Source organism: Glycomyces tarimensis (assembly GCF_054776215.1).
This window is the reverse complement of sequence record NZ_BAAHCB010000020.1, coordinates 384441-410021: the sequence shown is the minus strand read 5'-3', so window position 1 is coordinate 410021 and position 25581 is coordinate 384441. Positions and strand designations below refer to the sequence as shown.

Sequence of the window (25581 nt, the reverse complement as noted above, 5' to 3'; positions counted from 1 at the left end):
GCATGACTTGGACCTGGCAGATCGAAGACGCCGACGGCACCACCCTCGACACCCCCGACACCGACCTGGGCAGCCAGGGCGACGCCGAATCGTGGCTGGGCGAGCGGTGGCGCGACTTCGTCGCCGAAGGCGCCACCGTGGCCGTCCTCCTCGAGGACGGCAGGCCCGTCTACCGCATGGACCTGGACGCCGCCGAGGAGTGACGGCGCCGCCGCCGGAGCTCGCCCGGCCGCGTCGATCCGCTATAGGCTGGGCGGCGTGACCGACTCTGGCCCTCTCACACTCACCGCGACCCGCGCTCGCGCCGCGCTGGACGCCCGCCGCGGCATCATCCGCCTCCACCCCGAGGTGCTCAGCGCGCTCGGCCTCCGAGCCGGCGACGCCGTCGACCTGGCCGCACGGCGCAGCACGACGGCGATCGCGCTCGCGGCCGACCGCGTCGCCTCCCGGCGGGCCCTGTACGCCGACGACCTGACGCTCGGCAACATCGGCGCCAGGGACGGCGACCCGGTGCGCATCGCCCCCGCGGAGCTCACGGCGGCCGACCGGGTCGTGGTGAACGGCCCCGCCTCGGTGATCGCCGCGGTGGACCCCGACACACTGCGGCTGGCGCTGCTGAGCAAGGTCGTGAGCGTCGGCGACGACGTCTCGCTCCTGCCGATCGAGATCGGCGACGGGCACCGGGAGATCGTCTCGGCCACCAGGCAGACGCTGAACAACACCCTCGGCATGGGCTGGACCACGATGGTGCTCAACGTGGTCGAGGCCGAACCCGCGACGTCGGCGATGATCACCACCGACACGATCGTACGGTGGGAGCACGACGCGCCGGCCTCGATCGACGTGCCGCTGCCGGGCATGGGCCGAGTCGCGAGCCTCCAGCGGGCACGAGTGGCGACGCCGAGCGGAGGCCAGACGGTCCAGCCGCGAAGCCGCACGGCCCCGCCGCGGCTCGAACCCCCGGCGGAGGCGGCACCGAAGGAGACCCGGCACATCCCCTACGAGGAACTGGTCGGGGCGCGGATCCCCGCCGAAGAGCTCCGCGAACTGCTCGACCTCGGCTTCCACCACCGCGAGGTACTGACCGTCGTCGGCACGGACATGACCCTCGGCGTGCTCGTCTCGGGCCCCTCGGGCGCGGGCAAGGCGACGGTGGTGCGCTCGGTTGCCGCCGAGGTCGGCGCGGGCGTCAGCGAACTCGACGGACCGGAACTGGCCGCGATCGAGGCGAACGCGGCGGCCGAGCGGCTGCGCGCCGCCGTGGCGGCGCTCCCGACGCCGGGCGTGCTCCTGGTGACCGGCGCCGACGCGATCGCGCCCGCGGAGCGCAAGACCCCGCTGGGCACGATGTTCAAGACGCTCGTCGAGGAGGTTCTCGACAACGACCACGCCGTGGTGTGCACGACCTCCCGCACCGAGGACCTCGACGCGGACCTGCGTGGACGCCTGGAGCACGAGGTCGTGGTCCCGATGCCGGACGCCGACGCGAGGCGGGAGCTGCTGCTGTACTACACGCGCGGCATGAAGGTCGCCGAGGACGTCGCGATCGAATCGGTGGCGCACCGCTCGCCCGGCTACGTCGCGGCGGACTTGGCGACGATGGTGCGCGAGGCCGGGGTGCGGGCGGCGATGCGCGCCAAGGACGGCGGCGCGACGGCCCTGCAGAACTCGGACTTCGACTCCGCTCTGGACTCGGTGCGGCCCTCGAGCATGGCCGGCGACTCGGTCGAGCTCGGCGGCCTGACGCTCGCCGACGTGGGCGGCATGGAGGACCTGAAGCAGACGCTCACCGAAACGGTCCTGTGGCCGCTCACCTACCCCGACGCCTTCACCCGCCTCGGGATCGAAGCGCCGCGCGGCATCCTCCTCTATGGCCCTCCCGGTTGCGGCAAGACGTACATCGTGCGCGCCGTCGCCGGCGAGGGGCACGCGAACGTGTTGAGCGTCAAGGGCTCCGAACTGCTCAACAAGTGGGTGGGCGAATCGGAGAAGAACGTGCGCGAGCTCTTCAGGCGGGCCCGCCAGGCCTCTCCGACGCTCATGTTCTTCGACGAGCTCGACGCGCTGGCCCCGGTGCGGGGCGGCGGCACGGACGGCGGCACGGCCGACCGGGTGGTCGCGGCGCTGTTGACCGAACTGGACGGCGCGGAGGCGCTGCACGACGTGGTCGTGGTGGGGGCGACGAACCGCCCCGACATGATCGACCCGGCGCTGCTGCGCCCGGGACGCCTCGAGCGGCTGGTCTACGTGCCGCCGCCGGACGCGAGCAGCCGCGCGGAGATCCTGCGCGCCAACGCGAAGAACGTGCCGTTCGCGGACGATGTGGACCTCGACGAGATCGCCGACGAGCTATGGCTGTACTCGGCGGCGGACTGCGCGGCGCTCGTGCGGGAGGCGGCCTTGACGGCGATGCGCGAATCGCTCGACGCCACCGTGGTGACCGCCGCGCACATGGAGCGGGCAATGGAACGGGTCCGCCCGAGCCTGGACCCGAAGCAGCTCGAACGCCTCGAACGCTACGCCGAAGACCGCGAGTCCTGACGCCCGTCCGTAAGCGCCAGGACCCGCCTGTTCGGCTTCGGCGCCGACCCCGAGCCCGCCCCAACTCCGGCCGACTACTCGCCCAGACCAGAGCGCAGGTCGAGCCGTACTCGACGCGGAGCTGGTCGCTCTGCACCAAGGCAGCGATGACAAGACCAAGGCAGCGATGACAAGGTGCCGGGGTGATCAGGGCAGGTCTCTGAAGTTGGCGCCGGTGTGGTCGGGCGGGTGGCCTGCTGGGCCCGGCAATGGCGGCGGGTGCGTTGGCGGGATCGGTGTCGTGGATGGCCCGGCTGCGCTGAGGCGACGACAAAAGCGGGAGCAGGTGGAGGGTGGAGGCGGTCTGCCGTCGCGGATGTGGCAGGTGGTGCCGTGCCGAGTGGCGCTGGGCTCTGGCTGGGCGGCGGATTCGGGATGATTGGTGGTCCGGTTCTGGGCCTGGGCATGGAGAAGGGCTCGAAGCCGTTGCCGGTTTCGAGCTGGCGACCTATGAGGTGCCTTCCCCGCCACGGCCTCCCGCAGCGGGCGGGTTAAGAACGGCGGCGGTCCGTAGTCCGGTGCCGGTGCGGCCCTTACCGGTTCGCGAATCCGCTTCGCCTCGGTCAGCGCTGCCGAAGTCTCGTATTCCCGCCTCTGGCCCTGCCCCAGTTCCGGCGCTGAAGCCGGTTCGGGTTCGGTCTCGGGTTGGGGCGTCGGGGTAGTGAAGCGGGCTCGTGCTTTGGCGCGGGCGGCTTTCGCGGCGGCCATGACCTGCTCGGTCTCGGCCCGCTCGGCAGCCGCTTCGAGGTCCGGTTTCAGGGTCTCCGACCATTCCTCGGGATACAGCCCGGTCGGGAAGGCGTTCGCGATGTCCTCGGCGAAGCCCAGATCCAGGTCGGTGTCGGTGCGCCAGTCCGAGCACCCGCACTTGAGGTCGGGGTCGGTGTCCTCGTGCCCGTCGTGGTGGACGATCAACGCCTTACCCGGTCCGGTCTTCTGAATCGACCAGCCGGGGGTGTGGATGCGGCCGTGGTGGAACCGGCACAACAGGATCAGGTTCTCCGCCACCGTCGGCCCACCATTCACCCAGTGGCGGATGTGGTGGGCTTCGGTCCACTGCACCGGTGCGAGACAGCCGCTCCACGCGCACCCGCCGGGCTGCTCGAGTTCCAACTTCCTGCGCAGCGCCGAGTTCGGCAGGCGCAGGGCACGACCGAGTTCGATCGCTTCCCCGGTGCGGTAGTTGAACACGTTGGGGATGACCAGGCCCTCGCAGGCGAGCAGGCGGGCCTTCCCCAGGGAGATAGGGTCGCCCTCCAAGGTGGCCACTCGTCCGGTGTCTTCCCCGGCCAGGGTCTCGATGTCGACCGACAGGTGCAGGATGGCGGTGTGCCCGTGCCGCTTCGCCGCGTGCGGGTCGGCCCCATGGGCCGCGAGCACCTGGTGGAACGCCTCGGCCCGCCGGTTCGCCGCAGGCGGCAGGCACCCGTCCTCGTCGAGCTCACCCTGACGCGGAGGCGGCAGCGCTGTCGTCAACAGCTTCGCGAACAGCTTCCCGGTATCCGAAGACAGCAGCCCGGAGAGGACGAACATACCGTTCTCGGTCTCCACCAGGTCCAGCCGTTGCAACGACTGCTGCCCGAGCCCGTCCAACAGCTCCTCACCCGAGTCGAGCGCGGCTTGAAGTTCGTCGAGTTGGGCGTGCACGTCTTTGACGGTGGCGTGGACGCAGTACTCGGCAATCAAGTGCTCCGGGGTCGCACACAGCGTCTCGGCGTCGAACGGGGAGGGCACCGGTTCCTTGTAGGGAGTGCGGGCGTAGACGCGCAGTGCCTTGGTCGCGTCCAGTCGGCGCACGGCTGCCGCGACCCGGTCGATCCGGGCCGCAGCCGACGTCGCCGTGTCGGCCAGGACGGTGAACTTCCCTGCCGTGCGGGCGATCGCCGCCAGATCAGCAGCCGTGCGCAGGTGGAAGTCGAAGGTCGACACCAACCATTCGCGCAAGGCCGAGAAGCCGTCGCAGTCGCGGTGGATATTCCACGCTTTCGCCTCGATCACCCGGGCGAGCACCTGCGCGTGAGCGGAGTTGATCAGGGAAGCGGCCTCATCGAGATCGGTGTGGATGACCTTGGCGCGTTCGCTCCGCTCGGTCCTGCTGGGCTTCGTGCTCGCTTTGGCCATGTCACACCTCCTTGAGGTCTCGTACGAACCTGCTGTTTCCGCCGGTTCGTGCTATACCTCTATTCTCCCAGGTCACAGGGTCTTTGTCATCACCCATTAGGGTGGGAAAACGCTCACGTTTCCGCCGCCCGAGACCACGAGAAGTCCTGCCCCGCAAGAGAAACCGGACACCACACGGCCCGCCGCGAAACGGCCCGCGCCCACACCGCACCGGCACGCCCGCCGACCCAACCTCCACAAGCCACCAACCTCTTCGTCGCTGACGCCTTTAGTGCAGCGCAACCATCAACGCCACACCGTTCCCGCCAGCGCCCCACCTTCCATTGCCGGTCTCCCCCGGCGGACTGCCAGCGCTCAGGCGTCTCCGTCGAGATCGGTGCGCTGTCGTACCACTTCGAGCCCTTCGTCGGTCATCGCCATCTCGTAGAGCTTCCCCCGTGCATGCTCGAACGGGCGGTGCAGCACCAGCATCAGCCGACCTTCAAAGGTGGTGAACAGCATCCCGTGTCCCGAGTCGCCGCGCACCAGCGGTTCTCCTTGCGTCCACGGGCCTTCGAGCCTGCCGCTTGTGGACACGGCGTAGGTCTGCACGTAGTCGCCGTCCACCTGCCCGCCCGATACGCGGTTCTTCTCGTAGGTCGACCACAGGCAGATCAGGGCGCCGGAGGGCGCGCGGTAGAGCTGCGGCCCGTCGGTGACGTAGGGTGCGAGCTGGGCGGGTACGCCGGCCGGGAGTTCGCGGGTGATCCAGCCCGCGTCCGAGCCGCGGAAGAGCACGACCGCGTCGCCGACGACCTCGTCGAGTGTTTCGGAGAGCGGAAACGCCTCGATGGTGCCGTCGATGCGCTGGATCCATTCGTTGGCGAAGACCATCCACGGCCTGCCGGCTTCGTCGGTGAACAGGGTCCCGTCGAGTGTCATCAAATCGGCGGGGAGGATCGGTGCTTCGGGTTTGAGCATCCGGAACGGGCCGGTGAGGGAGTCGGAGACGGCCACGGTCGTCGAGCGTCGGTAGTTGTCGAGGCCGAACGGCACCCCGTACCGGCCCGGCTCGGGCACCTTGATCTCGGCGTCGGCATTGTGGAGCGTGGTGAACAGGTACCAGGCTCCGCGCCAGCGGTGGACTTCCGGCGCCCAGGCGCCGTCGCTCGCCCACGGCTCGCCGTCCTGGTCGTCCACGAGGAACACGGGGACCGGCTCGGCCCAGTCGCGCAGGTTCTCCGAGCGGTAGACCATGGTGCCGACGCCGTCGGCGCTGATCGGGCCGGTGGCGCTCGCGGTGAAGCCCTGGTTGGCGGTGTACAGGTGGTAGAGGCCGCTCTCGGCGTCGGCGACGATGTAGGGGTCGTGCAGCGGCATCTCGGGCAGCCGCAGCGGGAACGACGTCGGCCGGGCGGGGTGGGCGGCGCTCATCCGGGAAACGCTATCAACGGCTTGTGGAGGGTGTCAATCGCTCCGGCCGAACCACGCCTCGGCCTGCGCGACGAGCCGCCGCACTGGGTTCAGACGCGGCGGTGCGGGCGGGTGGGGGGCGCGGTCGGGGAGCTTGAAGCCCGGCTCGATCAGCCGCGGGCGCAGCTCGCCGACCGGTTTGATCCACGAGTCGGCCACCGCCCCGTCGGGGTCGGCCTCCCATTCGCGCCCGCTCCGGTCGAGCCCGATCGGGTAGACCGTGATCCCCTCGCGGGCGATCTTGATCCGCAGGAAGCACTTCTGGTCGGTGATGGACAGGCCGGCGAACAGCTCGTTCGCGTTGACGCCGAGCCGGTTGGCGATCACCAGGTAGAGGCCGACCAGCCAGGTGCAGACGAGCCCGGCCACCGGCAGATAGGCCACGAACGCCCAGAAGTCGTTCCACGGCAGCGCCGTGAGCGCCCGCGCGCCCGCCCACGCCAGTCCGATCTGTGCCGCGCCGTGCCCCAGGCCGAGCAGGTAGTGCTTGAAGCCCCGGGACCCCTGACCGGGATGGGCGAAGGCGATTCCGGCGGCGATGAGCACCGCGGCGGCCGCCACGAACGGGCCCGTTCCCTCCAGAACGGAGGCCGTGGCGACGAGCATGATGACGCTCATCAGGAGCGTGAAGCCCTTGTTGAGCCACGGCAGCCGCCCGAAGATGCCGAACGCGTACCGCAGCGACCGAGTGCGGCTCGGATAGGTGTCCGTGAGCTCGTACTCCCGTTGCGCGACCTCGGGCTTGCTCACCGACTGGCGTGGCGCGACGATCGTCGGCGGGAGGTTGTGCGTCGGCGACAGGTACGCCCCGCCGCCGCCGGCGGTCAGCAGGTGCCGCGTCCCGTCGACCTCGGCGTAGTGCGCGTAGTGGTGGCGGTCGCCGGTGAGGATGAGCGGCACCTCGGCGTCCCGCTCGGCCACGATGTCGCGGATGAACTGGTCGATCCGGTCGAACGAGCTCGGGTCCTCCTCGGTCCACACCCACGACGGCTGCTGTACGCACAGGATCACCTGGTCGCCGGGCCGCATGTTCTCGGCGACGGTGGTGAAGTACTCCAGTTGCGACTGGTCGAGGTGCGCGTCGAACTGGGCGTCGATGGCGAACAGCCACCAGTTGTGCGGGAGGTTGAGCGCGAAGTACGACCGGGTCTGCGCGGTCTTGTAGCCGCCGACGCTCCGGCCCTCGATGAACTGCCGCCCGAAGGCGGTGAGCCCGTCGAACCAGTCGTGGTTGCCGGGGATCGCGTACAGCGCCACCGGCGAGGCCGGGTTCGCCGCCTCGTAGGGCCCCTTCATGCGGTGCTCGTACTCGCGCCAGTTCGCCGCCGGGTACACCTCGTCACCGCCCATGATGAGCACCGAGCCGCGCGGCAGGCGCTCGCCGCCGACCTCGAGCTCGCGCTGCCCCAGCAGGTAGGCGATCGAGTAGGTGGCGTCGAAGCCGTCGCCGATGTCGGCGACGTAGTCGATCCACAGCTCCTCGCCCGCGTTGTGCGCGAACACGCCTTGGGGCCGGCCGCCGAAGATCTCCCGCTTGTCGAGGTACCCGCCGAGGAGTCTGGCCAGGCCGAACCGGGCGGCGGTCTCGGCGAGGGTTCGGGGCGACATCCACCGCACCGGTTGCTGCGGAATGAAGCGGAGTTCTTCGGGACTCAGATCACGCGGACGGCGGGGCATGCGCACATGGTGGCATATTCTGGGCACCAACGGAACCCGGGCGAGCCGTGCAAAGGCGGACAAGACGGCGCACGAGGGCGTGCGCGCAGGGGCCGCTGTGTGCGATGACAGGACCCGCCCGATCCGCTACCGTGATGAGCGGTCGTCTCGCCGGTCCGGTCGGATGCCAAGGCCGCCAGCATTTCCCCCGATGAGAACGGAGCCATTCCATCATGGCCAATATCGATGAGTTGTCGAGCGCGATCGGCGCGAACAAGGAGGCCATCGAGCAGGCGAACGCGAGCGTCGCCGCGTCGATGAGCTCGGCCGACGAGCTTTCGGGCCAGTTCTCCTCGCTCGGCACCGAGGACAAGGTCGGTCAGATCGAGCAGATCAAGCAGGGCTTGGAGCAGTTGCAGCAGGCCCTGGCCGGTCTGGCGTCGACGACGGAGTCCCTTCAGGCGCAGACCGAGGCGCTCCGCGGCTAGCCGGCGGCCGGGTGCGGCGCCGCCGCACTCGGCCGCCTCGCGCTAGTCGGGCCGCGGGCTGACGTCGCTCATGACCGAGCGCAGGAGCGGCCTGGAGGCGGCCCCGGCGCCGATGACGGCGGCGGTCCCGATCGCGAGCGTCGCCGCGAGGATGATCAGGCCCGAGACGTCCAGGCCCATCATGCCGATGAGCGGGAGGGTCATGCCCATCCCGCACGCCACTGACGTGAAGCCGAGCGCCGCCAAGGGCAGCACGGTCTCCTGCCTCCTGGCGCGGTCGAGGACCTCCTGTGGCGTGCCGGAGAGGTGCAGGAGCCGGTAGGTCTTGCGCCGGTCGAGGACCGAGCCGATCGCGTTGATGCCGGCCGAGACGGCCGCGGTCGCGAACACCACGGCGAGGACGACGGTGACACCGACGCGCACGCTGCCGAGGATCCGGTTGGACATGATCGTCTCGTCGACCTCGCGTTCGGGCGGGTCGCCGGGGAGCGCCGCGGTGAGGATGGTGCGGGCGCGTTCGACATCGCTGCCGGCGGTGGTCGCGGTCAGTTCGGTGTACTCCTCGTCGCCGGCCGCGGTCGGGACGGACACTTCCGCGAGACCTCCCAGCGCCGCATCGGCCCGCTCGGCGAGCGCTTCGGCCTCGCCGGCGGGGACGAGCACGGTGAGCGTCTCACTCGCGCGTGGTTCGGTGTCCGTCTGGACCATGGGGAACAGGGCGACGGAGCCGGCGATGAAACCGGCCACGGCTACCCCCGAGACGGTCCGCCACGCCGCCTTCGGGTCGTCGGCCAGGCGCCGGCCCGCGAGCATCCTGGCGGGCGTCCTGGCGGTGCGGGCGAACAGGCTCCCGATCTTCTGGACGACCCAGGGCCCCATGAGGTTGAGCGCGCCGATGGCCGCGGCGAGCAGTCCGAGCAGGACGGTCGCGACGACGACCTCGCCGCCGAACTGGACCTGGGAGGCGATGAGGAACGCGATCACGCACCCGGCGAAGACCACCACGCGGATCGCCCGCAGGCCCTTGGCCCGCACCCGGCGGGCGACGCCCAGCGGGCTGATGACGACCTGGCGCAGGCCGATCACGGCCGAGACGGCGACGAGGACCGGCACGGCCAGGGCGACGGCGGCCATCCAGGGCGCGCCGGCCCACAGGTCGCCGACTCGCCAGTGTCCGCCGTCGATGGGGATGCGCGCGATCAGCGGCGTCGCGGCCATCCACAGGGCGGTTCCGGCGACGGCGCCGGCGACGGCGGCGATGAGGGTCTCGATGAGCGTCAGCCGGACGACTTGCCCGGGGGTGGCGCCGACGAGCCGCATGGTGGCGAGGCGCTCGTCGCGCCGGGCGACGGTGAGGCGGGCCGCGGCGGCGCCGAAGATCGCGACGGGCACGGCCATGAGGATGGTGGCGAGGAGCATGAGAATCCGGTAGAGCCCGTACTCGACTCCGGCCGTGCCGTGCTCGAAACCGTCGATGGTCCGCGGGGAGACGCCGTCGGCGCTGACGCGTTCGGCGGTCATGGCGGGTTCGTCGGGGGCGCGGCCGACGATGGCGAGCAGTTCCTGGTCGTGGGCGAGGGCCTCCTCGCCGACGCGGCCGGTGGCGGTGCCGTCGTAGCGGTCGAGGAAGTGGTCGTCGGGGACGTCCGCGAGGAGGTCGGCGAGCGCCGGCGAGAGCCAGATCTCGCCGGGGGCGGGGAAGGCGTCCAGGCCCGGTGGTGCGGGGGCGGCGGGGTCGAGCGCGGCGAGGTCGACGCGGGTGATGCCGTCGCCGCCGAGGTAGTCGACGGCGGTGGCGATGACCGCGGTGCCGCCGTCGGCGGCGTCGGGGTCACGCCATTCGGTGCGTTCGGCGCGTTCGGCGAACGCGAAGTTCCCGGCGACGGCGAATTGGAGGAGCATGGTCGCGACGGCGACGGCGAGGACGGTCAGGCCGGTCGAGAGGAGGGCGCCGCGCCCGCCGAGGCGGGTCAGGCGCCAGGCGAGGGCGGTCATCGGGCGGCCCCGGTGACGGCGCCGTCGTGGAGGCGGCCGTCTCGGATCTCGATGGTGCGGGTGCAGCGGGCGGCGATGAGCGGGTCGTGCGTGACGACGACGAGCGCGGCGCCGAGGTCGGCGACGGTGGCGAGGAGGACGCCCATGACCTGGTCGCCGGTGGTGCGGTCGAGCGCGCCGGTCGGTTCGTCGGCGAAGACGACGGCGGGGCGGACGACGAGGGCGCGGGCGAGGGCGACGCGCTGGGCCTCGCCGCCGGACAGTTCGCCGGGGCGGCGGTTCTCTTTGCCGGCGAGGCCGAGTTCGGCGAGGCGCTCGCGGGCGGGGCCGAGGGCTTCGCGGCGGCTCGTGCCGCCGAGCATGAGCGGGAGGGCGACGTTCTCTTCGGCGGGCAGTTCGGGCAGCAGCTGCCCGAACTGGAACAGGAACGCGAACCGGGAGCGGCGCAGGTGGCTGCGCTCGCGTTCGGAGAGGGTGTCGATGCGTTCGTCGAAGAGGCGCACTTCGCCGGAGTCGGGGCGGATGATGCCGGCGAGGCAGTGCAGGAGGGTGGACTTGCCGGAGCCGGAGGGTCCGGTCACGGCCACGGACTCGCCGCCGGCGACGCCGAAGTCGACGCCGGCGAGGGCGGTGGCGGTGCCGAAGCGCTTGTGGAGGGCACTGCCGGTGAGCATGGGCGGGTTCATCGGCTGCGTTCCTTTCGTTCGGGCGTGACGAAGGGCAGGATCGCCCCGGTGATGAGGAAGACGGCTGTGACGGCGAGGCTGACGGCCGTGCCGATGTCGATGAAGGCGTTCATGTCGTCCAGCTTCGCCGCGACGAGGGTGCGGCGGCGTCGGTTCGATGGCCGGTTTCGTCTCGGCGGGGTCGGTCATTCGGCGGAGGGGCCGTTTTTCGCGGCTACCGTCGAGGTCATGACCGCGAAGCCCGCCTGGAATGTGCGTTTGAACCGGCTGAGCATGCGCTTGCTCAAGATCGGCATCGTCTCGGTGCTGCTGTTGATGCTGGCGACCGAGTCGCTTTCGAGCGGTCCGAACGACCCGATGCCGATCACCCGGCCGATCGCCTGGTTCCAGTTCCCGGTGTCGCTGCTGGTGATCGGCGTCTACGTGTGCTACAGGCCCGGGCGCAAGCGGTGGATCGCGTATGCGGGGTTCGCATCGCTGGCGGCCACGCTGGCGGCGGTCGCGTTGTCGCCCGGGCGGGGCATCGGTATCGCGGAGAGTTTCGCGCTTCTGCTGCTCCTGCTGTTCGCGGTCCGCCACTGGGACGCCGCACCGGGCCGGTGGGTCGCGTTCGTGCTCGGGGCGGCGATCACGGTGATCGGCTTCCGGTTCTTCATCTACCCCGGGTCGCAGGTCGGCGGGACGGTACTGCTGATTCTGGCCATGTCGACCGTGATCGGTTTCGGCGCGTACCTGCGCAGCCTGGACAAGCTGCGGCGGGAGACGCAGGAGGAGGTGCGGCGGGCCGAGCGCATGGAGCTGGCGCGGGAGATGCACGACTTCGTGGCGCACCACGTGACGGGGATCGTCGTGCTGGCGCAGGCGGCGCAGGTGACCGACACCGACCCGCGCAAGTCGTTCGGGGACATCGAGGAGGCGGGGCTGGCGGCGCTGGCGTCGATGCGGCGGATGGTGAAGATGCTGCGGGCCGAGGACGCCGGCGCGGGGGTGAACCCCTTGGGGGACTTGGCGCAGATCGAGGACTTGGTCGAGCGGTTCAGCCGGGAGGGCACCGACGCGTCCTGCTTCATCTCCCCCGAGCTGGCCGGGAAGGTCGCGCCGGAGATCGCGGCGACGGCGCACCGGATCGTGCGCGAGTCGCTGACGAACGTCCGCAAGCACGCGCAGGACACCAAGCAGGTGCGCGTGGTCGTGGCGGCGGCCGGTTCGCGGGGTCTGGAGGTGTCGGTGCGCGACGACGGGCGGGCGGCGCGGGGGAAGCTCGCGGACACCGGCGGCGGTCTGGGCCTGCTGGGGCTCGGCGAGCGGGTGGAGACGGTCGGCGGGCAGTTGCGGGCCGAGCCGCGGCCCGAGGGCGGCTGGGAGGTCGTGGCGTGGCTGCCGACCGAGGCGGCCATGGCCGAGTGACGCGGGGAGCACGAAACGGCCCGTGACCGGGTTTCCCCTGGTCACGGGCCGTTTGCTCACTGGTGGCAGGTGTAGGATTCGAACCTACGTAGGCAATGCCGGCTGATTTACAGTCAGCTCCCTTTGGCCGCTCGGGCAACCTGCCTTGCTGTGTAGCGAGAGCAAGAATAGCGTCATCCGGGTGGGACCGCGCAAGCGGGTTGGCACTTGAGACTGCGTTCACTCCGGTTCGGGTGGCGGCGGGTGGGACTCGGCTCTCGCCGGGCGGTCGGACTAAGCTGGACCACCGTCGCCCCTACCGACCGGAAGGACTGGTTTCCATGGCTGACGCCTCGTTCGACATCGTCTCCGAGATCGACCTGGCCGAGCTCGACAACGCCGTGAATCAGGCGCAGCGCGAGCTGTCCACCCGGTTCGACTTCCGCGGGACCGGCGCGAGCGTCGAGCGTTCCGGCGAGGAGGCCGCGGTGATCTCCGCCGAGACCGAGGACCGGGTCAAGGCCGCCCTCGAGGTGCTCAAGGAGAAGCTCATCAAACGCGGGATCTCCCTGAAGGCCATGGAGGCGTCCGAGCCGCGCCAGTCCGGCAAGGAGTCCAAGATCGACGTGGCCTTCCAGCAGGGCATCAGTGCCGAGCACGCCAAGAAGATCGGCAAGATCATTCGAGACGAGGGCCCCAAGGGCGTCAAGCCGCAGATCCAGGGCGACAAGCTCCGCGTCACCGGCAAGAAGCGCGACGACCTCCAGGAGGTCATCCAGCTGCTCAAGGGCAAGGATCTCGAGGTCGCCCTCCAGTTCACGAACTACCGGTAGGCCCCGGTGGAGCCGGAGCTCGTCAACATCGTCGTGCTGGCGCTGTTCGTCGTCGGCGGCGGTCTGGTGGCGCTCATGGTCGTGGTCACCCAGAACTCCTACAAGGAGGACGAGCGGTCCGAGCACTGGGTCGTCTACCCCGCGGCCGAGAAGCCGCGCTCTCCCGAGGAGCGATAAGCCGGCGAGCCGGTGCGCGAGCCCGGTGTGGCGCTTGCCGCTGCCGGCCGTGCGCACCGCCACGGCGAGGGCCTTCTTCGAGCCGACGAGCACCACGAGCCGCTTGGCGCGGGTGATCGCCGTGTAGAGGAGGTTGCGCTGCAGCATCGTCCACGCGCTCGTCGTCACCGGGATCACCACGGCCGGGTATTCGCTGCCCTGGGAGCGGTGGACGGTGATGGCGTAGGCGTGGACGAGCTCGTCGAGCTCGGCGAACTCGTAGTCGACGTCCTCGTCCTCGTCGGTGCGCACCCGCAGCGTCTGCGCCTCGGGGTCGATCGCCTCGACGACGCCGACGGTGCCGTTGAAGACGCCGTTGGCGCCCTTGGCGTAGTTGTTGCGGACCTGGATGACCTTGTCGCCGACCCGGTAGACGCGCCCGCCGTAGCGGCGCTCGGGCACGCCCTCCCGCGCGGGGGTGAGGGCCTCTTGGAGCTTCAGGTTGAGGTTCCCGGCGCCGGGCCCGCCGCGGTGCATCGGGGTGAGCACCTGGACGTCGCGCACCGGGTGGAGACCGAATCGGGCGGGGATGCGGCGGGCGACGATGTCGACGATGTTGTCGGCGACCAGCTCGTTGTCGTCGCAGGCGAAGTAGAAGAAGTCGTCGTAGCCCTCCAGGGCCGGGAACTCGCCGTTGTTGACGCGGTGGGCGTTCGCGACGACGCCCGATTCGGCGGCCTGGCGGAAGATCCGGGTCAGCCGCACGCGCGGGACCGTCTCGGCGGCGAGGATGTCGCGCAGGATCTCGCCGGCGCCGACACTCGGCAGCTGGTCGACGTCGCCGACCAGGAGCAGGTGCGCCCCGGGCGGCACGGCCTTGACGAGCTTGTTCGCCAGGATCGTGTCGAGCATGGACGATTCGTCGACGACGAGCAGGTCGACGTCGAGGGGCTTGTCGCGGTCGTAGGCGGCCTCCCCGCCGGGGCGCAGCTCCAGCAGGCGGTGCAGGGTGGTGGCCTCGAAGCCGGTGAGTTCGGCGAGGCGCTTCGCGGCCCGCCCGGTGGGCGCGGCGAGCATGACCTTGGCGCCCTTGGCGCGGGCGAGGTCCACGATGGAGGAGACGGTGAAGCTCTTGCCGCAGCCGGGCCCGCCGGTGAGCACGGCGACCTTCTCGGTGAGGGCGAGCCGCACGGCCTCGGCCTGCTCGGGGGCGAGTTCGGCGTCGCGGCGGCGGCGCAGCCACGCGAACGCCTTGTCCCATTCGACGTTCGCGAACGCCGAGAGCCGGTCGCCCTCGGCCCGCAGCAGACCGAGCAGCCCGGCGGCCAGGCCCCGTTCGGCGTGGAAGAACGGCGCCAGATAGCGGGCGGGGACCGTCGAGTCGCCGGCGGGGACCTGATCGGCGATGACGTGCTCGGCCTCGCCGGCGAGCTCGTCGAGCGCCTTCGCGACCGGGCCGGCCTCCAGGCCGAGCAGGGCGACGGTGTCGGCGATGAGGTTCGGGGCCGGCAGGAAGCAGTGCCCGGCGTCGCCGGCCTCCGAGAGCGTGTACTGGAGGGCGGCCTTGATGCGCTCGGGCGCGTCGTGGGCGATGCCGACGGCTCGGGCGACCGCGTCGGCGGTCTTGAAGCCGATGCCCCAGACCTCGTTGGCGAGGCGGTACGGCTCGTTCTTGACCACGCCGATCGAGGCGTCGCCGTACTTCTTGTAGATCCGCACGGCCAGTGAGGTGGAGACGTCCACCGACTGGAGGAAGACCATGACCTCCTTGATGGCCCGCTGCTCCTCCCAGGCCGCCGCGATCGACTTGGTGCGCTTGGGACCGAGCCCGGGCACTTCGACGAGCCGCCCCGGGTCCTCGTCGATGACGTCCAGGGTGTCGACGCCGAAGTGCGCGACGATCTTCTCGGCGGTCTTGGGCCCGATCCCCTTGATCAGGCCCGAACCGAGGTAGCGCTCGATGCCCTGGACGGTGGCCGGCAGGACCGTCCGGTAAGACCAGACCTCGAACTGGCGGCCGTACTTGGGGTGGCTGGTCCACCGCCCGGTCAGATCGAGGCTCTCCCCGACCTGGGCGCCGAGCAGTGGACCGACGACCGTCAAGAGTTCCGAGCCCGACCTGGCCGTCGACGCCCTGGCGATGGTGTAGCCGGTCTCCTCGTTCGCGTACGTGACGCGTTCGAGCACCGCCTCCAGTTTCACCGCGCCGGGCCGGGTCTCGGACATGGCCTACATGCTATGCGCGGACTGCGACACCGCGTCAATCCGACTTGGACTCGCCGTCCCCGTCGCCGGACTTGGCCGCTCCCGCGGGTTCGGGCACGGCGTTGTCCGGGAGCATCCGCCAGTCCGGGTTCGCGAAGAACCGCTTGGTCTCGCGGTAGACCACCGGCGAGAGGATGGCCAGGCCGATGAGGTTCGGCAGCGCCATCAGGCCGTTGGCGATGTCCGAGAGGTTCCACAGCAGGTCGAGGCTGGTGACCGCGCCCAGGTAGGCGACCACGACGAAGATGATGCGGTAGGGCAGGATGAGCGCCCGGCCGCTGAAGCGCTCGAGGCACTTCTCGCCGTAGTAGGACCAGCCGATGAGCGTCGAGAACGCGAAGGTCGCGACGCCGATCGCGACGATGAGCCCCCCGATGGTGCCGCCGATGGTCCCGGCTCCGCCCAGGCCCGTCTCGAACGCCAGCCGGGTGAGCGCCGCCGAGGTGACGAGCGTTTCCTCGCCGTCGACGACCGCGGTGCTGCCGAGCACCCCGGTGACGACGATGACCAGGCCGGTCATGGTGACGACGATGAGCGTGTCGATGAACGTCTGGGTCATCGACACCATCGCCTGGCGCACGGGCTGGTCGGTCTTCGCCGCCGCGGCGGCGATGCCGCCGGTGCCCAGGCCGGACTCGTTGGAGAAGATGCCGCGGGCCACGCCCTGGCGGATCACCTCCATGATCGCCGCGCCGGTGAAGCCGCCGACGGCCGAGGCGCCGGTGAACGCCTGCTCGAAGATCATGCCGAACGCCGTGCCGAGCACGTCCACGTTCATGACGATGACGCCCAGGGCTCCGGCGATGTAGAACACGATCATGAGCGGGACGAGCGCCGAGGCGACGCGGCCGAGCCACTTGATGCCGCCGAGGATGACCAGGCCGACGGCGACGAGGATGACCACGCCGGTCCACGACGGGGTCCAGAAGGTGTCCTCGGGGAGCTGCTCCTGGATGGCCGAGGAGACGTTGCCGGCCTGGACGGCGTTGCCGATGCCGAAGCTCGCGATGACGCCGAAGACCGCGAAGGCGATCGCGAGGATCTTGCCGACCGGGCCGCGGATGCCCTCCGAGAGGTACCACTGCGGGCCGCCGGACTGCTGGCCCTTGGCGTTGACCTTGCGGTACTTGACGCCCAGGAGCGCCTCGGAGTACTTGGTGGCCATGCCGAACAGGCCGGTCACCCACATCCAGAACAGGGCGCCGGGCCCGCCGATGGCGATGGCGGCGCCGACGCCGCCGATGTTCCCGACACCGACGGTCGCGGCGAGCGCCACCGACAGCGCCTGGTAGTGGCTGATGTCGCCTCGGGCCTTTTCGTTCTCGCGGCGCTTGAACAGCGCCAGCCACAGCCCGTAGCCGAGCCTGCGGACCTGGATGCCCGACAGCACCGCGGTCAGGTAGACGCCGACGGCCAGCAGCAGCGGGATCAGGAGCCACGGCCCCCAGACGAACGCGCCGATGTCGGCGACGGTCTGGCCGTGCTCGGCGTTGAGATCGTCCGCCCACGACTGAATCGCTTCAGTGATGGGATCGAGAAAGTCCACTGTTCCTCCAGGGGATCGCATACGGGCATAGAAGGGGTGGCGCACTCGCGCGGCCCTGAGCATATCGGTGGTTTGTCATGGGCGGCCGTTATGGTGTCGCCATGAGCGAGAAATGGTATGAGGGTCCCCTTTTGGGCTTCGACACCGAAACCACCGGGGTCGTCTGCGAGGCCGACAGGATCGTGCAGGCCGCGCTGGTCACGGTCGAACCGGTGGGGCCGGGCGAGGCGCCGGCGGCATGGACGGGCGAGACGTGGCTGATCGATCCGGGGGTGCCGATCCCGCCGGGTGCCTCGCGCGTCCACGGCATCACCGACGAGCGGGTGCGCGCCTCGGGCGAGGCGCCCGAGCGGGCACTCGCCCAGATCGCCGGGAGCCTGGCCGCGGCGGTGGAGGCCCGCACGCCGGTGGTGGCGTTTCGGGCCGGGTTCGACCTGACGATGCTGTCGTTCGAGCTCGACCGGCACGGGATCGCCCCGCCCGACTGGAGCCGGATGGCGGTGATCGACCCGGCGGTGCTCGACAAGCGCGTCGACCGGTTCCGCAAGGGCAAGCGGACCCTGGGTGCCACGGCGCAGTGTTACGGGGTGGCGCTCGACGGCGCCCACTCGGCGGCCGCCGACGCGGCGGCGACGGTCGCGCTGGCGCGCGTCATCGGGTCCCGCTACCCCGAAGTCGGGGCGTTGGAGCCGCGTGAGCTCCACGAGGCGCAGGTGCGGTGGCACGCCGAGGACGCGGCGAGCTTGGAGGCGTACTTCCAGCGCAAGGGGCGGTCCGAGACCGTGGAGCGGCGGTGGCCGCTCGCGCGGTGGTTAGTGGTCCGCGCCGGGGTGCTCGTAGTATTCGCGGTCGGCCGGTTCGAGGGGCTGCCCGACCGGGAGCTCGACGGTGATCTCCTCGCCGTTCGAGAACAGGAAGGTCACCGGTACGTCGACGCCGTTGGGCACCGCCTCGGTCAGGCCCTCCAGCAGGAGGTACTGGCCGGTGGCCTGGTCCAGGCGGACGTAGTCGGCCGGTCCGATCTCGATCGCGATGTCGGTCGAGCCGGCGGTGGCCTCCTCGTCGGGCGACTCGGTCGTCTCACCGGTCGGTTCGTCGGCGGGGCTCTCGGTGGACTCACCGGTGGGCGTCTCGGTGGCGTCGCCGGTCGGCTCGTCGGTGGCGTCACCGGTCGGCGTCTCGCTGGAGTCGCCTTCAGGGGTCGCCTCGTCGTCGCCGGGGGCGTTCTCGTCGCCGTCGCCTTCGGGGACCTCCGGCGTCTCGGGGGCGTCGATGCCCTCGCCGGCGCCGACGAGGGTGACCGCTTCGGCCACCTCGGACTCGACGCCGACCAGGCTCACCGTCTCGGTGCCCTCGTTGGAGATCCAGACCCCCAGCGGGGCGTCGTCGCCGGCCTCGTAGCCGTCGGGGGAGGCGTACGCCACCTCGAGGTCGCGCAGGCTCAGGTCGCCGACGGCGACGTTCGCGCCGTCGACCGCCGTCTGCTTGGTGTCGGTCTGGGTCACCTGACCCGCGCCGCAGGCCGACAGCCCGGTCGCCGCGGCCGCCGCGATCGCGAGCGCCGCGGTGCGACGAGCGATGGTCGCCGTGCTGATTCCCCTGGCCACTGGTGGTCCTCCCTGAGTCCTACAGGCATGCTCACGACAGCCTAGACGACCGGCCCGTGGGCGCTTGCCAGGCCTGCCGCCGACGGAGTAGTGGGTCTCAGCGCGGCCCGCTCACCCTCTACTGCGCACACTCCCCTGACGGTGAATACCGCCCCGTCCGAGTAAGCGACGCAGGCCTCATTTGTCGCGGTCTTCTCCGTTTCGAGAGCCCAAGGTGCCGTAGAGTAGTCGGTCACATACCAATTGACCAGGGAATTCATGGCGATCCGCTGTCGGGATTAACCCCGATGACGTGTTAGGCTAGACACAGCGAAAGGGGTTTCGATCCTATGGGTTTTAGTGTCGGCGAGACCGTTGTCTACCCCCACCACGGGGCCGCACTCGTTGAAGCTGTTGAGACTCGTGTCATCGGTGGTATTGAACAGGAATACCTGGTGCTGCGCGTCGAGCAGGGGGATCTCACGGTCAAGGTCCCAGCCAAGAACGTCGAGATGGTCGGCGTGCGAGAAGTCGTGGGTGCGGAGGGCCTCAGCGAGGTCTTCGACGTGCTGCGGGCGCCTCACACCGAGGAACCCACCAACTGGTCGCGGCGTTACAAGGCCAATGTCGAGAAGCTCGCCTCCGGCTCCCCGCTCAAGATCGCCGAGGTCGTCCGCGACCTGTGGCGTCGCGATCGGGAGCGCGGCCTTTCGGCCGGCGAGAAGCGGATGCTCTCCAAGGCACGCGAGATCCTCGTAGGAGAGATCGCGCTGGCCGAGGACTGCATCAAGGACGAAGCCGAGAACGTCCTCGACAAGGTCCTGCTCTCGGAGGCTCCGGTTCAGTAGCCTCCGACTCGACTAACGGTTTCACACGAGTGGATCTCGAATTTCCGTCTGTGGTCGTCGGGCACGGCAGTGACGTGCACCGATTCGATGTCGAACAGCCGTGCCGTCTGGCGTGTCTCGAGTGGCCCGATACACCGGGCCTGGCGGGGCATTCCGACGGCGACGCCGCCGCGCACGCCGTGTGCGACGCGCTGCTGTCGGCGGCCGGGCTCGGCGACCTCGGCGCGAACTTCGGCACCTCCCGCCCCGAATGGGCCGGTGCCTCCGGCGCGGCCCTGCTGGCCGAGGCCGCCCGCCGCGTCCGCGACGCCGGCTGGTCGATCGGCAACGTCTCCGTCCAGATCATCGGGAACCGGCCCAAGATCGCGCCGCGGCGCGAGGAGGCCGAGGCCGCGCTCACGGCGGCGATCGACGCGCCCGTGCGCCTGTCGGCCACCACCACCGACGGTCTGGGCTTCACCGGACGCGGCGAGGGTCTGGCGGCGACCGCGGTAGCGTTGCTGTACCAGCGTTGATTCCCATTCGGGAGTAGGTTCATGGACTCAGACCCCACCCGGCGCACCGTCGCCGAGCACCTCGAACGCGCCGAGCTCATGTACGACCTCGACCGCCTGCCCGAAGCGAAGACCGAGGTCGACGCGGCGCTGCGGCTCGACCCCCTCGACCCCGACGCCAACGCCATGGCCGGCGTCGTCGCCCTCGCCGAACGCGATCCCGACGAGGCGCTCGTGTTCGCCGGCGCCGCCCTCGCCCACGAGCCGCGCCACCGCCGCGCCATGATCGTGCGCGGCTACGCGCTCGCCGACGCCGAGCGGCGCGACGAGGCCCTCCAGGCCGCCGCGAGCCTGCTCGAACTCGACCGGGCGAGCTGGGTCCACCATGTCCACTACGCGCTCATCACCCGCCGGGCCGGGGCCGGCCAACCGGCCCTGGACGCGGCGTGGAACGCCGTGAACCTCGCGCCCGAGCAGCCGCGCACCCATCTGGCGCTCGCCGCGGTGGCCGAGAGCCTCGACATGGGCGACCTCGCCCGGCGCTCCCGGCAGGCCGCCGCCGAGCTCGAACCCGACGCCGCGAGCCCGTCGGCGCGGTTCCTGCCGCCCGAGGCCAGGCGCGCGTCGCGGTCGTTCGTCGACGCCGACCCGGCCGATCCCGCCTGGCGCTCGAAGATCTTCGGCGCCGGCCTCTTCCGCGGCGCGCTGGGCCGGTCGATCCTCCTCGGGCTGGCCGTGGCGTTCGGGCTCCCGGCGCTGCTGGGATCCGATATCGACGCCGGTGCGCGGCTGTTCTTCGCCATCGTCGCCGCCGCGTGCTGGGTGGCGTGGTTCACAGTTCTGCGTCGGCATCGTCGCGCCGAGTGACCAAGCGGCTTCGCGCTCGTTAAACCTCCGCAAGACCAACGATGACGGAGGAACGACGTGAACAGCTGGGTGCCCGGGGCCGATGAGAGTCCGTACAACATCCACAATCTCCCCTACGGGGTCTTCTCGACCCCCGAAGAGCCTCAGCCGCGCATCGGGGTCCGCATCGCCGATCAGGTCCTCGACCTGCACAAGGCCGTGCTCGCCGGCGACTGCCAGGCCTGCGGCTCGTGCACGGCGCTGCGCGATCCCGCGCTCAACCGGCTGCTCACCCTCGGGCGCGAGGCGTGGACGCAGGTCCGGACGCAGGTCCAGCAGGCCCTCACCGAGCCGAGCCTGGAGGACGCCGCGAGCCAGTGGCTCACGCCCGTCTCCGAGGTCCAGATGCACGCGCCGCTGCTGGTGACCGACTTCGTCGACTTCACCACGCGCGCGAGCGGGGCCCACTGGCAGCCGCGCGGCTCCAACGGCCGGGCCTCCACCGTCATGCCCTCGGGCATGGAAGTGGTGCGCCCGTACGGACACAGGAGGGGCGAGACCGGCGAGATCGTCTTCGGGCCCACCGGGGCGCTCGACATCGAGGCCGAGGTCGGCTTCATCGTCGGCTCGGAGTCCGAGATCGGCCGCCCGGTCTCGGCGGACGCGTTCGACGAGTTCGTCTTCGGCGCCGTCCTGCTCAACGACTGGACCGCGCGCGACTTCGCCGAGCTCGAGACCGACGCGCTCGGGCCGTTCGCCTCGAAGTCGTTCGCGACCTCGATGAGCGCGTGGATCACCCCGATCGACGCGCTCGGCGCGGCCCGCACCGCCGCGCCCGCCCAGGACCCGAACGTGCCGTCCTGTCTGAAGGAATCGGACCGCTACGGCTTCGATCTGCGACTGTCCATCGAGGTCAACGGCGTCGCCGTGGCCGGGGCGGACTTCGGCGACTCGTACTGGACGCCCGCCCAGCAGCTCGCGCAGCTCACCGCTAACGGCTCGGTGCTGCGCGCCGGCATGCTGTTCGGCTCCGGCGAGGCCTCCTCGCCGCCGTGGCAGCTGGAGAACGGAGACCTCGTCAAGATCTCGGCCACCGCGCCGGGACCGCGCGGGACGACCATCGCGCTCGGCGAGGTCGAGACCCGCGTGGTCCCCTCGATCGGTTGACCGTCCCGGTGCGTCCGGTCGGCCCGGACGCACCGGTGGGCGGCCTACGTCAGCAGGACTTTGGCGGTGGGGGCGAGCTGCGCGATGAGCTCGACCTCCACCGGCGCTCCGAGCGGCAGCTCGGCGACGCCCACGGCGCTGCGCGCGTGCGTGCCGGCCTCGCCGAACACCTCGCCCAGCAGCTCGCTGGCGCCGTTGACGACTTTCGGCTGAGCCGTGAAGCCCGGCGCCGAGGCCACGAAACCGACGACCTTCACGATCCGCACGATCTCGTCGACGTCGGCCACCGAACCGATCGCCGCGATGCCGTTCAGGGCGCAGATCCGCGCCAGGTCGTACGCCAGGTCGACGTCGACCTCCGCGCCGACCTTCCCGACCGCGGCCATCTCGCCTTCGACCAGCGGCACCTGACCGGACACGTACACGAAGTCACCCACCCGGACCGCCGGCTGGTACGCCGCCACCGGCGGCACGACGGCGGGCAGGTCCAGCCCGAGGCGCCCGAGCGCCCCACGCACATCGGCCATCTACTGCTCCTTCTTGCGCTTGAAATAGGCCACGAGCTGCTCCGAGTTCTGCCCGGGCAGCACCGTGACGAGCTCCCATCCGTCCTCGCCGAAGGTGTCGAGGATCTGCTTGGTGTTGTGGATCAGCAGCGGCGCGGTGAAGTACTCCCATTTCTCCATGCGCCCACAGTACGGCGTCTTGATTCGCACCGCCCGCACCGCTACGCTCGGAGTGCGTCGCCTCCCCAACAGTGAATCCCAGGGAGTACCCGTGTCGCCAGACACCGCCGCGAAGCGGCCCGACAGCGCGGCCGCCCAGCGGCCCCATGGCAGGGGAGCCGGCGAGGCCGGCCCGAACGACGAGCACCACGAGCACGGCGAGCCCGAGCGGCGCGCCCGCATGTGGACCTACCTGACACTCGCGGCGGCCGCGGCGTTCCTCGGCACGCTCGTCCTCGTCGCCACCAGTCTGTTCGTCAACGTCACCGAGGTCTCCGACACGCCGGAGCGCTCCGTCGAGGAGTTCCTCGGCGCGCTGTTGGACGAGCAGAACCCCGAGGCCGCGAGCCGGTGGCTGTGCGAGGCGAAGGCCGACCGCGACCTCACCGAGGCCACCGCGGTGCTCGCGGACGCGGGCGAGCAGAACGGCCTGGGCTGGTCCGACGTGACCGAGACCGGCCGCTCAGTGGGCGGGGCCACGGTCACCGCCGAGCTCACCGGCGACGGCGGCGACGCCGCCACCTGGACTTTCACGCTCATCGCCGAGCAGGGCGACCCGCAGTGGCAAGTGTGCGGAATGGCCGTCGGGTGACTACACTCCGGTGAATGAGTGCCACCGCTCCTCCCCTGCCGCGCCTGCATATCGTCACCGGGAAGGGCGGTACCGGCAAGACCACGGTGGCCGCCGCGCTCGCGCTGGCGCTGGCGGGCCCCGGCAGGCGGGTGTTGCTGGTGGAGGTCGAAGGGCGCCAAGGCATCGCGCCGATGTTCGACGCGCCGCCGCTGCGGTACGACGAGCGCCGCCTGGCGGCCGGCCAAGGCGGCGGCGAGGTCTTCGGGCAGGCCGTCGACGCCGAAGAGGCGCTGCTGGACTACCTGACGATGTTCTACAAGCTCGGCTCGGCCGGGCGGGCGCTGCGCAAGTTCGGCGCGATCGACTTCGCCACGACCATCGCCCCGGGACTGCGCGACATCCTGCTGACCGGCAAGCTCAAGGAGGCGGTCTCCCGGACCGAGTCGGGCCGCATGGCCTACGACGCGGTGGTCCTGGACGCGCCCCCGACCGGCCGCATCGTCAAGTTCCTCAACGTCACCGTCGAGAGCGGCCGGCTCGCCAAGACCGGCCCGATCGGCAAGCACTCCCGTTCGGTCGCGAGGCTCCTGCACTCCTCGCTGACGGCGGTGCATCTGGTCACGACGCCGGCGGCGATGCCGGTGCAGGAGACCGTGGACGCGCACCGCGAGCTCCTCTCAGCGGACCTGCCGGTGGGGCACATCGTGCTCAACCAGGTCGCGGGCGCCAAGGCGGTCGACGTCACCGGGGAGCAGCTGCGCGAGGGCCTGGAGAAGACGGGCCTGCCCTCCGACGACGGTGTCATCGCCGAGCTGCTGGAGGAGTACGAGTCGGCCCGGCTGGAGATCGAGGCGGTCGACGCCTACCGCGACCGGCTCGAACGGCTCGGCCGCCCGATCGACGAGCTGGCCCTCATGCCCGAGGGCGTCGACCTGTCGGGCCTGTACCAACTGGCGGGCCACTTGCGCGCGAGCCTGGGCGCTCGCAGGCGGCCGGCCACGGCCGCCGATCCCGAAGGAGGCACCGGTGGCGAATGATCTCGACCTCGACGCGCTGCTGCGCGACGAGGGCAAGCGCGTCATCGCCTGCTGCGGCTCCGGCGGCGTCGGCAAGACGACCACGGCGGCGGCGCTGGCACTGCGCGCGGCCGAGGAGCACGGCCGGCGCACGGTGGTGCTCACGATCGACCCGGCCCACCGGCTCGCGCAGTCGCTCGGCATGGAGGCGCTCGACAACACGCCGCGGCCGGTGCGCGGCACCGAGGGCGGCTCGCTCGACGCGATGATGCTCGACATGAAGCGCACCTTCGACGACGTGGTCGCCTCGCACACCACGCCCGACCGGGCCGCCGAGATCTTCGCGAACCCGTTCTACCAGGCGGTGTCCTCGACGTTCTCGGGCACGCAGGAGTACATGGCGATGGAGAAGCTCGGCCAGCTGCGGGCATCGGGCCGGTGGGACCTCATCGTGCTCGACACCCCGCCGTCGCGTTCGGCGCTGGACTTCCTCGACGCTCCGGCCCGCTTGGCGCGTTTCCTCGACGGGCGCGTCATCCGGCTCCTGTCGGCCTCCACGCCCGGCTCGCGGCGGTCGATGCTGTCGCTCATGGGCGCCAGCGCGGCGGTGTTCACGCGGGTGTTCAACAAGATCCTCGGCGGGCACCTGCTGACCGACGTCGCCGAGTTCACCGCGAGCCTGGAGGACACGTTCGGCGGCTTCCGCAAGCGGGCCGAGGCGACCTTCCGTGCTCTGCAGGGCGAACAGACCTCGTTCCTGGTGGTGGCGACGCCGGAGCCGGCGGCGGTGAACGAGGCGGTGTACTTCTCGCGGCGCCTGACCGAGGAGCGGATGCCGCTGGACGGCATGATCCTCAACCGCCTGACGCCGGTGCGGGCGGCCCTGTCGGCCGAGCGGGCGCTGGGGGCGGCGGCGACGCTCGAGGAGGACGACCCGGCCAGCCCGGTGGCGGCCGCGCTGCGGACGCACGCGGACCTGGCGCGGCGGCGATCGACCGAGGAGCGGGTGGCCGCGCGCTATGCGGCGGCGTGCCCGGACGTTCCGCAGGTGTGGCTGCCGACGCTCGGGCCTGAGGTCGTGGACTTGGGCGGGCTGCGCGGCTTCGGCGCCGCGGCGGCGGCCGCGGGCGTGCGCTGAGCGCGCGGGGCCGGAGACGACAA

At 71.0% G+C, this 25581-nt stretch carries 20 protein-coding genes, 1 tRNA gene and 2 pseudogenes; 12 read left to right on the top strand and 11 right to left on the bottom strand.

Annotated elements, in window-relative coordinates; genetic code table 11:
• Positions 1-2 precede the first annotated feature (2 nt).
• Positions 3-203, top strand: coding sequence for a hypothetical protein (locus ACYVK3_RS16820; protein WP_460498483.1), 201 nt, complete (start codon positions 3-5; stop codon positions 201-203).
• Positions 204-258: 55 nt separating this feature from the next.
• Complete coding sequence (locus tag ACYVK3_RS16815) at positions 259-2541, top strand: CDC48 family AAA ATPase (RefSeq protein ID WP_460498482.1); 2283 nt, start codon at positions 259-261, stop codon at positions 2539-2541.
• Positions 2542-2727: 186 nt separating this feature from the next.
• Here the strand turns inward: ACYVK3_RS16815 and ACYVK3_RS16810 are convergent, their stop codons facing one another.
• From ACYVK3_RS16810 to ACYVK3_RS16800, 3 genes are all read right to left on the bottom strand, one after another.
• Positions 2728-4701 (bottom strand): HNH endonuclease signature motif containing protein, encoded by a 1974-nt coding sequence (locus tag ACYVK3_RS16810; RefSeq protein WP_460498481.1) that lies wholly within the window; start codon positions 4699-4701, stop codon positions 2728-2730.
• Between the two features lie 354 nt (positions 4702-5055).
• Positions 5056-6114: a glycoside hydrolase family 43 protein gene (locus tag ACYVK3_RS16805; RefSeq protein WP_460498480.1), complete on the bottom strand. Its 1059-nt coding sequence runs from the start codon at positions 6112-6114 to the stop codon at positions 5056-5058.
• A gap of 33 nt (positions 6115-6147) precedes the next feature.
• Positions 6148-7830 (bottom strand): metallophosphoesterase, encoded by a 1683-nt coding sequence (locus ACYVK3_RS16800; RefSeq protein ID WP_460498479.1) that lies wholly within the window; start codon positions 7828-7830, stop codon positions 6148-6150.
• Positions 7831-8042: 212 nt separating this feature from the next.
• On the opposite strand from ACYVK3_RS16800, the gene ACYVK3_RS16795 reads away from it, so the two are divergent.
• The gene (locus tag ACYVK3_RS16795; RefSeq protein WP_460498478.1) at positions 8043-8297 is read left to right on the top strand and encodes a hypothetical protein; all 255 of its coding nucleotides are present in this window, start codon (positions 8043-8045) and stop codon (positions 8295-8297) included.
• 42 nt (positions 8298-8339) lie between these two features.
• Here ACYVK3_RS16795 and ACYVK3_RS16790 read toward each other — a convergent pair whose 3' ends face one another.
• Together ACYVK3_RS16790 and ACYVK3_RS16785 are read right to left on the bottom strand one after the other, a co-directional pair.
• Positions 8340-10292, bottom strand: coding sequence for an ABC transporter permease family protein (locus tag ACYVK3_RS16790; protein ID WP_460498477.1), 1953 nt, complete (start codon positions 10290-10292; stop codon positions 8340-8342).
• The gene (locus ACYVK3_RS16785) at positions 10289-10978 is read right to left on the bottom strand and encodes an ABC transporter ATP-binding protein (protein WP_460498476.1); all 690 of its coding nucleotides are present in this window, start codon (positions 10976-10978) and stop codon (positions 10289-10291) included. The genes ACYVK3_RS16790 and ACYVK3_RS16785 overlap by 4 nt, the downstream gene beginning before the upstream one ends.
• Before the next feature lie 93 nt (positions 10979-11071).
• Between ACYVK3_RS16785 and ACYVK3_RS16780 the strand changes: the two genes are divergently transcribed.
• Positions 11072-12385, top strand: coding sequence for a sensor histidine kinase (locus ACYVK3_RS16780; RefSeq protein ID WP_460498515.1), 1314 nt, complete (start codon positions 11072-11074; stop codon positions 12383-12385).
• A gap of 60 nt (positions 12386-12445) precedes the next feature.
• On the opposite strand, the gene ACYVK3_RS16775 is transcribed toward ACYVK3_RS16780, so the two are convergent.
• The 3 genes and pseudogenes from ACYVK3_RS16775 to ACYVK3_RS16765 all read right to left on the bottom strand — a co-directional run bounded on the left by ACYVK3_RS16775 (position 12446) and on the right by ACYVK3_RS16765 (position 17080).
• Positions 12446-12530 (bottom strand) — tRNA-Tyr (locus tag ACYVK3_RS16775).
• 847 nt (positions 12531-13377) lie between these two features.
• Positions 13378-15579 (bottom strand): annotated as a pseudogene (gene recD2, locus ACYVK3_RS16770) (SF1B family DNA helicase RecD2); the annotation flags it as partial.
• 34 nt (positions 15580-15613) lie between these two features.
• Positions 15614-17080: an alanine/glycine:cation symporter family protein gene (locus ACYVK3_RS16765; protein ID WP_460498514.1), complete on the bottom strand. Its 1467-nt coding sequence runs from the start codon at positions 17078-17080 to the stop codon at positions 15614-15616.
• Between the two features lie 161 nt (positions 17081-17241).
• Between ACYVK3_RS16765 and ACYVK3_RS16760 the strand changes: the two are divergent.
• Positions 17242-17910: pseudogene (locus ACYVK3_RS16760) on the top strand (exonuclease domain-containing protein); the annotation flags it as partial.
• 66 nt (positions 17911-17976) lie between these two features.
• Here ACYVK3_RS16760 and ACYVK3_RS16755 read toward each other — a convergent pair.
• Positions 17977-18771 carry a hypothetical protein gene (locus ACYVK3_RS16755; protein ID WP_460498520.1) on the bottom strand — a complete coding sequence of 265 codons (795 nt, stop codon included), beginning with the start codon at positions 18769-18771 and terminating at the stop codon, positions 17977-17979.
• Between the two features lie 329 nt (positions 18772-19100).
• Between ACYVK3_RS16755 and ACYVK3_RS16750 the strand changes: the two genes are divergently transcribed.
• Genes ACYVK3_RS16750 through ACYVK3_RS16735 form a run of 4 tightly spaced genes read left to right on the top strand, consistent with a single transcriptional unit; the run spans position 19101 to position 22105 of the window.
• Positions 19101-19598, top strand: coding sequence for a CarD family transcriptional regulator (locus tag ACYVK3_RS16750; RefSeq protein ID WP_460498475.1), 498 nt, complete (start codon positions 19101-19103; stop codon positions 19596-19598).
• Positions 19599-19648: 50 nt separating this feature from the next.
• The gene (gene ispF, locus ACYVK3_RS16745; RefSeq protein WP_460498513.1) at positions 19649-20113 is read left to right on the top strand and encodes a 2-C-methyl-D-erythritol 2,4-cyclodiphosphate synthase; all 465 of its coding nucleotides are present in this window, start codon (positions 19649-19651) and stop codon (positions 20111-20113) included.
• A gap of 21 nt (positions 20114-20134) precedes the next feature.
• The gene (locus ACYVK3_RS16740; protein WP_460498474.1) at positions 20135-20959 is read left to right on the top strand and encodes a tetratricopeptide repeat protein; all 825 of its coding nucleotides are present in this window, start codon (positions 20135-20137) and stop codon (positions 20957-20959) included.
• Positions 20960-21016: 57 nt separating this feature from the next.
• On the top strand, positions 21017-22105 hold the full coding sequence (locus ACYVK3_RS16735) for a fumarylacetoacetase (RefSeq protein ID WP_460498473.1): 1089 nt from the start codon (positions 21017-21019) through the stop codon (positions 22103-22105).
• A 44-nt stretch (positions 22106-22149) separates the two neighbouring features.
• Here ACYVK3_RS16735 and ACYVK3_RS16730 read toward each other — a convergent pair whose 3' ends face one another.
• Together ACYVK3_RS16730 and ACYVK3_RS16725 are read right to left on the bottom strand one after the other, a co-directional pair.
• Positions 22150-22632, bottom strand: coding sequence for a RidA family protein (locus ACYVK3_RS16730; protein ID WP_460498472.1), 483 nt, complete (start codon positions 22630-22632; stop codon positions 22150-22152).
• Positions 22633-22791 (bottom strand): hypothetical protein, encoded by a 159-nt coding sequence (locus ACYVK3_RS16725; protein ID WP_460498471.1) that lies wholly within the window; start codon positions 22789-22791, stop codon positions 22633-22635.
• 91 nt (positions 22792-22882) lie between these two features.
• Between ACYVK3_RS16725 and ACYVK3_RS16720 the strand changes: the two genes are divergently transcribed.
• Genes ACYVK3_RS16720 through ACYVK3_RS16710 form a run of 3 tightly spaced genes read left to right on the top strand, consistent with a single transcriptional unit; the run spans position 22883 to position 25558 of the window.
• On the top strand, positions 22883-23422 hold the full coding sequence (locus ACYVK3_RS16720; protein WP_460498470.1) for a hypothetical protein: 540 nt from the start codon (positions 22883-22885) through the stop codon (positions 23420-23422).
• A 14-nt stretch (positions 23423-23436) separates the two neighbouring features.
• Positions 23437-24441: a P-loop NTPase family protein gene (locus tag ACYVK3_RS16715; protein WP_460498469.1), complete on the top strand. Its 1005-nt coding sequence runs from the start codon at positions 23437-23439 to the stop codon at positions 24439-24441.
• A complete protein-coding gene (locus tag ACYVK3_RS16710; protein ID WP_460498468.1) occupies positions 24431-25558 on the top strand; it encodes an ArsA family ATPase in 1128 nt (375 codons plus the stop codon). Before ACYVK3_RS16715 ends, ACYVK3_RS16710 begins: the two co-directional genes overlap by 11 nt.
• Positions 25559-25581 lie beyond the last annotated feature (23 nt).